Origin of the sequence: Mesorhizobium sp. M7A.F.Ca.CA.004.06.1.1 (assembly GCF_003999135.1) — a bacterium.
Lineage (GTDB): Bacteria > Pseudomonadota > Alphaproteobacteria > Rhizobiales > Rhizobiaceae > Mesorhizobium.
In genome coordinates this window covers 1-454 of sequence record NZ_RZPQ01001450.1, presented here as the reverse complement: position 1 = coordinate 454, position 454 = coordinate 1, and the positions used below count along the sequence as shown (strand labels likewise).

The following is a 454-nucleotide window of genomic DNA, read 5'->3' as shown; positions in this document are numbered from 1 at the left end:
ATCTTCACGAAGGTCGCAATGAGATCGGGACGGCCGGCCGCCTCACCGCACATGCCGACCATGATACCGGCGGCGACGCCGGCTTTTGCCGTCATTTCGATCGCCGACATGACGGCTGGATTGGTGACATCGTTGAGCTTGGCGACGGTCGGATTGAGCCGGTCGGCGGCCATGATGTACTGGGTCAGATCGTTGGTTCCGATCGAGAAGAAAGCGACCTCCTTGGCCAGCGCCGGAGCGATCAGCACGGCGGCCGGGGTTTCGATCATGACGCCGAGATCGAATGATGCGTGCGGCACGCCTTCGGCTTTCAGCTCGGCCGTGCATTCATCAACCAGCACGCGCGTCTGCCTGACCTCCGAGAGGTCGGACACCATCGGCAGCATCACCTTGATGTTGCCGTGCACGGCGGCCCGCAGCAGCGCCCGCAGTTGGCGCTTGAAGATGTCGGGCC

General features: G+C 63.4%; 1 protein-coding gene. It reads right to left on the bottom strand.

The window, feature by feature from the left end; all coding sequences use genetic code 11:
- On the bottom strand, positions 1–454 hold a 454-nt coding region (locus EN906_RS36880; protein WP_348629316.1), incomplete at both ends, for a putative PEP-binding protein.